The 6,273-nt window shown below is 76.3% G+C and carries 6 protein-coding genes; 4 read left to right on the top strand and 2 right to left on the bottom strand.

What is annotated here, in order from left to right; all coding sequences use genetic code 11:
* From ABEB16_RS13035 to pth, 3 genes are all read left to right on the top strand, one after another.
* A partial coding sequence (locus tag ABEB16_RS13035) for a ribose-phosphate diphosphokinase (RefSeq protein WP_345712679.1) occupies window positions 1-772 on the top strand: 772 nt, incomplete at its 5' end.
* A 162-nt stretch (window positions 773-934) separates the two neighbouring features.
* Window positions 935-1,594 (top strand): 50S ribosomal protein L25/general stress protein Ctc, encoded by a 660-nt coding sequence (locus ABEB16_RS13030; protein ID WP_345712678.1) that lies wholly within the window; start codon window positions 935-937, stop codon window positions 1,592-1,594.
* Between the two features lie 31 nt (window positions 1,595-1,625).
* Window positions 1,626-2,249 (top strand): aminoacyl-tRNA hydrolase, encoded by a 624-nt coding sequence (gene pth / locus ABEB16_RS13025; RefSeq protein ID WP_345712677.1) that lies wholly within the window; start codon window positions 1,626-1,628, stop codon window positions 2,247-2,249.
* A 92-nt stretch (window positions 2,250-2,341) separates the two neighbouring features.
* Here pth and ABEB16_RS13020 read toward each other — a convergent pair whose 3' ends face one another.
* Window positions 2,342-2,611, bottom strand: a complete 270-nt coding sequence (locus tag ABEB16_RS13020) for a hypothetical protein (RefSeq protein WP_345712676.1) — start codon at window positions 2,609-2,611, stop codon at window positions 2,342-2,344.
* A 203-nt stretch (window positions 2,612-2,814) separates the two neighbouring features.
* Window positions 2,815-4,632 carry a DUF4012 domain-containing protein gene (locus ABEB16_RS13015; protein WP_345712675.1) on the bottom strand — a complete coding sequence of 606 codons (1,818 nt, stop codon included), beginning with the start codon at window positions 4,630-4,632 and terminating at the stop codon, window positions 2,815-2,817.
* Window positions 4,633-4,859: 227 nt separating this feature from the next.
* Here ABEB16_RS13015 and ABEB16_RS13010 point away from each other — a divergent pair.
* A partial coding sequence (locus tag ABEB16_RS13010) for a transcription-repair coupling factor family protein (protein WP_486335984.1) occupies window positions 4,860-6,273 on the top strand: 1,414 nt, incomplete at its 3' end.

Genomic DNA, 6,273 nt, shown 5'->3' with positions numbered 1-6,273 from the left:
TCCGGTCAACGAGTGGATCATGGAGCAGCTCATCATGGTCGACGCCCTCAAGCGGGCCTCGGCCAAGCGCATCACGGTGGTGGCCCCGTTCTACGGCTACGCCCGCCAGGACAAGAAGGGCCGCGGCCGCGAGCCCATCTCCGCGCGGCTGATCGCCGACCTGTTCAAGACCGCCGGCGCGCACCGGCTGATGTCGGTGGACCTGCACACCGCGCAGATCCAGGGGTTCTTCGACGGCCCCGTCGACCACCTGTGGGCGCTGCCGCTGCTGGCGGACTACGTCGGCAAGCGGGTGGACCGCTCGAACATCACCATCGTGTCCCCCGACGCGGGCCGGGTGCGGGTGGCCGACCTGTGGTCGGACCGCCTGGGTGCGCCGCTGGCGATCATCCACAAGCGCCGCGACCCCAACGTGCCGAACCAGGTGAAGGTGCACGAGGTCGTCGGTGACGTCCGCGGGCGCACCTGCGTCCTCGTCGACGACCTGATCGACACCGCGGGCACGATCGTGCAGGCGGCGGAGGCGCTGAAGGCCAACGGCGCCGCCGACGTCATCGCCACCGCCACCCACGCGGTGCTGTCGGGGCCGGCGGTGGACCGGCTGAAGAACTCCCCGATCTCCGAGCTGGTCGTGACGAACACGCTGCCCATGAGCGAGGCGCAGACGTTCCCGCAGCTCACCGTGCTGTCCATCGCGCCGCTGCTGGCCCGGGCGATCCGCGAGGTCTTCGACGACGGCTCGGTCACCAGCCTCTTCGACGGCCGCAGCTGACGGGCCGCGGCCGGTGGGGTGACCCGCCGGCCGCGGGTAGACTGGGGGCGACCTCGGCGAGGGAGGCTGCCGCCTCCGTGATCGACGCGGTGCTCTCCGTGCGCGCTCCGGCGCGGGCTCGTGGGCGCCCTCGCCGCCCCGACCGCACCAGGAGGACCCACCGTGGCCGCCATCCGCATCAGCGCCGAGCCCCGCACCGAGTTCGGCAAGGGCGCCGCCCGCCGCATCCGCCGCGACGACAAGATCCCCGCCGTGCTCTACGGCCACGGCGGGGACCCGGTGCACCTGACCCTGCCGGGCCACGCGACGATGCTCGCCCTGAAGACCCCCAACGCGCTGCTGGAGTTCGAGCTGGACGGCCAGCGCCACCTCGCGCTGGCGAAGGACGTGCAGCGCGACGTCGTCCGGCGCTTCATCGAGCACATCGACCTGCTGACCGTCGTCGGCGGCGAGCAGGTCACCGTCGACATCCCGCTGCACATCACCGGCGAGCCGGTCCCGGGCTCCATCGTGCAGCAGGAGCTGACCACGGTGTCCGTGGTCGCCGAGGCCACCCACCTGCCGAGCGCGCTGGAGCTGTCCGTCGAGGGCGCCCCCGCCGGTCGCCAGATCACCGCCGGCGACCTGCAGCTCCCGGCGGGCGTGACCATCGCCGGCGACCTCGCCCAGATCGTCGCGATCGTCTCCGGCGCTCCGAGCGCCGAGGAGGTCGAGGCCGAGCTCGCCGAGGCCGAGGCCGAGGCCGGCATCGTCCACGACGCCCCCACCTCCACCGAGGAGGACTCCGCCGAGGAGGGCTCCACCGAGGCCGAGCAGGCCTGAGCCCGACCCGCGAGAGGAGGCCGAGCACGCCGTGGCCGTCACCCCGTCCGTCCCCGCCGCGGACGCCACGTGGCTGGTCGTCGGCCTCGGCAACCCCGGCCCGCAGTACGCCGGCAACCGGCACAACGTCGGGCAGATGGTGCTCGAGGAGCTGGCCGGCCGGGCCGGGGCGTCCTTCAAGAAGCACCGCAGCGGTGCCCGGGCGGCCGAGTGCCGCCTGGGCACCGGCCCGGGCGGGCGGCCGGGGCCGCGGGTGGTGCTGGCCGCGCCCACGTCGTACATGAACGTCTCCGGTGGGCAGGTGGTGGGCCTGGCCCGCTACTTCGGTGTCGCCCCCGAGCACCTGCTCGTCGTCCACGACGAGCTCGACATCCCGTTCGCCGCCGTCCGGCTCAAGCGCGGTGGGGGTGAGGGCGGCCACAACGGGCTGCGCTCGATCAGCGCCTCGCTGGGCTCGAAGGACTACCTGCGCCTGCGCGTCGGCGTCGGTCGCCCCCCGGGGCGGCAGGACCCGGCGGACTTCGTGCTCAAGAACTTCTCCTCGACCGAGCGCAAGGAGCTGCCGCTGCTGCTGGTCGACGCCGCCGACGCCGCCGAGGCGGTCCTGACGGAGGGCCTGGAGGCGGCGCAGCAGCGGTTCCACGCACCTGCCTGACGCGTGGCGGCGCGCGGCGAGGAGCCCGCACGCGACGAAGGGCCGGTCCCGGGAAGCCGGGACCGGCCCTTCGGCCGTGGTGGTGCTGGTGCTCAGTGCTCCCGCGCGGGGCGGCGGCGGCCGGCGACGACGAGGGCGGCGCCCCCGGCGACGAGGACGGCACCGGCGGTGGCCCAGGGCAGCACGTCGGCGCCGGTGTAGGCGAGCTCCTCGCCGGAGGAGGCCACGGCGGCCGCGGTGCGGGGCGGGGTGGTGCTCACCGACGGCGCCGGCGAGGGCGGCAGGGTGGAGGCGGACGGCGTCGGGGTCGACGGCGCGTAGTCCACGGCGGATGCGGTGAGGGCCGGGCCGGCGACGGCCACGGTGGACAGGATGCCGACTGCGACCAGTCGGGCAGCGGAAGCAGAGCGCACGGTGTTACCCCCCTGAACGAAACCTGGATCTTCCAGGCGGCCCCAAGGATGACGTACGGTCACGCGTTCGTCCAGCCGTGCGGCACGTCCGGGCGCGTTCGCCACGCAGCGTGACAATCTTGCCACGCGATGATCGTCGACGCCACCCTGAGCTACGAGGCGGGCGTGCAGGACACCGTGCGCACCTGCGGTTCGGCGACCGTCGCGGGCGGCTGGACGCTGGTCGGCAGCAGCCCGGCCGGCCCGGTGAGCTGCCAGCGCACCTGCACCGGCGCGTCCGGGGGCACCGCGACCGACAGCCGCACCAGCTGCCAGCCGCGCTCGGTGTCGACGGCCACCGGGGCGCCGGCCCCGTCCACCTGGACCTGCTCCAGCCCCACCCCGACGGGCAGGTGGAGGCTCACGATGGTCAGCGCCGTGCGCCGGCCGTACGCCGTGCCGGCGCTGAGGTCCTGCATGTACTCCGGGATCTCCTCCGGCACGGGGTTGGTGAGGGTCAGGGTCAGCGACGAGCGGGCGGTGCCCGTCGCGGCGCACGGCGCGGACAGCTCGACCACCGGCTGCATCCAGTAGTTCAGCTTCGAGGCGGCGGCGTTGGTGAGCCCGATGCGCGCCCACGGCCGCTGCTCGCCGAGGTCACCGGCCAGACCCGCCGCCACGATCGCGCGCTGCTCCTCCTCGTGGCTGCTCCACACCGCCAGGTGGCCCTCGCGCGCGGCCAGGGCCCCACCGCGCAGGCTCGACTCGGCGAGCCCGTCCGACAGCACCGCCTGGAACGCCGCCGCCGAGGCGGTCGCGAGGAAGAGCTTGCGGCCGGCGGTGTTCTGGTCGAAGCGGACGTAGGCCTCCCGCAGCAGCACGTCGGGCAGCCGCTCCACCGGCACCTGCCCGAACGGGCCGAGGTCCAGCGGTGCGTGCCCGGCCAGCAGGTCCGCCAGGCCCACGGGGTCGATGAAGACCACCGCGTCGGGGCGCTCACCGCCGGCGTCCACCCACAGGTCCGACGTCAGCCGCCCCGCGTCGGCGGCCTCCGCGCCCACCGTGAGGTTCTGCACCAGCGCCGCCTTGCGCCCGTGCAGGGCGAGGAACTCCTCGCCCAGCACCGCCGGGTCGGCCCGCGCGTCGTAGAGGTCGTCGTCGGTGCCGGTGCGCTCCAGGGAGATCTGCCCGGCGTTGAGGCGCAGCACCGCGTAGGCGCCGACGATGCCCTGGGTGGTGCGGATCTCCGAGGGGTTGGTGAAGGCCACCAGGTAGGTCCGCGGCTCGGGGTCGCCCAGCATCGCCGGCAGCTGCGGCGCGACGTCCGCCGCGGTGCGCAGCAGGGGGACGGCCCCGGCCAGCTGCTCGGCCACGGGGTCGAGCCGGCTCGCGAGCGGCTCGGCGAGGGAGCCGCCGCGCGCCGCCTGCAGCTGCGCGGAGGCGATGTCGGCGCGGCGGGCCAGGTCCTGCACCAGCGGCACCAGGCGGCGCACCGTGGTGACGTCGATGCGCTCGTCGGCGGAGACCACCTCGCCGGAGAGCACCTCCTCGGCCAGCGGCAGGGCGTCGGGCACCGGCTCGGCCAGCAGCGCCGCCGCCGTCGCCGCGGCGCGCACCGCGCGCAGCTGGTCCCCGACCCACGGCACGTGCTCCGCGAGGCGGTAGGGCAGCTGGTTCGTCGCCCGGGCGGCGGTGCGGGAGTCCGCCAGCGCCGCCAGCTCCTCGGGGCGGGCCTCGGCGAAGCGCTGCCCGCGCACGTCGGCCACCAGCCGCGGGGCCGCGTCCGCCACGCGCTGCAGGGCCTGGCCGGCGCGCACCCCGCTGACGGCCACCGCGGCGCCCTCGGCCAGCAGCAGGACCACGAGGGCGCCGAGGGCGAGGCCGACGGCCCGGCGCACCCGGCGGGAGCGGCGCGGCGGTGGCGCGTCCTGCGGCGACGGGGACGGCCCACCGGCCGCGGGCGGGTGCTCGGGATCGGGGTCGGGCAGCACCGCACGGAGTCTAGGCACGGCCCGCGGCGCCCCCGGAGGCCGGGACGTAGGCTGTCAGGGCCGCCGTCCGCCCCGCGATGACGTCGCCACCGCTCCCACGGAGATCCAGTGCACTCCTCGGCATGCCCGGCCGGCACCCGCCCGGCCAGCGCCCGTCCCACCACCGGCCCCACCCGGCCCGGTCGCCCGGCCCGTCCCGGTCACCCGGGCACCCGGCGGGTGCCGCGATGAGCCTCACCGGCCTCCTGGAGGTCCTGCGGCAGGACCCGGCGCTGGCCGCCGCCGTGCAGGCCGCGGCCGCGGGGGACACCGCGGCCCTCGACGTCGTCGCCCCCCTCGGCGCGCGCCCCCCGGTGCTCGCCGCCCTGGCCGCCGAGCGGCCCCTGCTCGTGGTCACCGCCACCGGCCGGGAGACCGAGGACCTCGCCACCGAGCTGCGCTGCTACCTCGGGCCGCAGCGGGTGGCGGAGTTCCCCGCGTGGGAGACGCTGCCCCACGAGCGGCTGTCCCCGCGCAGCGACACCGTCGCCCAGCGCCTGGCGGTGCTGCGCCGGCTCGTGCACCCCGGTGACGACCCCACCACCGGTCCCGTCCGCGTCGTCGTGGCGCCCGTCCGGGCGGTCCTGCAGCCCCTCGTCAAGGGCCTGGCCGACCTGGAGCCGGTGCGGCTGCGCCCCGGCGACGAGGTCGGCCTCGACGACGCCGCCCGCGCCCTGCTCGGCGCCGCCTACACGCGCGTCGACATGGTGGAGCGGCGCGGGGAGTTCGCCGTGCGCGGCGGCATCCTCGACGTCTTCCCGCCCACCTCCGCGCACCCGGTGCGCGTGGAGTTCTTCGGCGACGAGGTCGACGAGGTGCGCTCCTTCGCCGTGGCCGACCAGCGCTCCCTGGAGGTGCTGCCCGAGGGGGTGTGGGCGCTGCCGTGCCGGGAGCTGCTGCTCACCGGTGCCGTGCGCGAGCGCGCCGCCGCCCTCGTGGCGCAGCTGCCCGGCGCGGCGGAGATGCTGACCAAGCTCGCCGAGGGCATCGCCGTGGAGGGCATGGAGTCCCTCGCGCCGGTGCTGGCCGACGGCATGGAGCACCTGCTCGACGTGCTGCCCGCGGGCACCCACGTCGTGCTGGCCGAGCCGGAGAAGGTGCGCGCCCGCGCCCACGACCTCGTCGCCACCGGCGCGGAGTTCCTCGAGGCGGCCTGGGCCAACGCCGCCGCGGGCAACGAGGTCCCCCTGGACCTGGGCGCCGCGTCCTTCTGGACGCTCGCGCAGGTGCGCGGGCACGCCGAGCGGCGCGCGGTGCCGTGGTGGTCGGTGACGACGCTCACCGCCGACGAGGAGCTGCGCGACCTGGAGGACGTGCGCATCCTGCGGGTGGGCGCGCGCGACGTCCTCTCCTACCGGGGGGAGACGGAGCGGGCGCTGGCCGACCTGCGCGGCCTGACCACCGCGGGCTGGCGGATCGTGCTCACCACCGAGGGCCACGGCCCGGCGCAGCGCCTCGTGGAGCTGCTGTCCGGCGAGGACGTGCCCGCGCGCCTGGCCCCCGACGTCGCCGCCGCCCCCGAGGCCGCCCTCGTGCACGTCACGACGGCGTCGGTGCAGCACGGGTTCGTCGCCGAGCAGCTGCGCGTCGCGCTGCTCACCG

The sequence above is a fragment of the Kineococcus glutinatus genome (assembly GCF_039542765.1).
Taxonomy (GTDB): Bacteria; Actinomycetota; Actinomycetes; order Actinomycetales; family Kineococcaceae; genus Kineococcus_A; species Kineococcus_A glutinatus.
The sequence above is the reverse complement of the archived record's forward strand: the minus strand, read 5'-3'. Positions and strand labels throughout refer to the sequence as shown.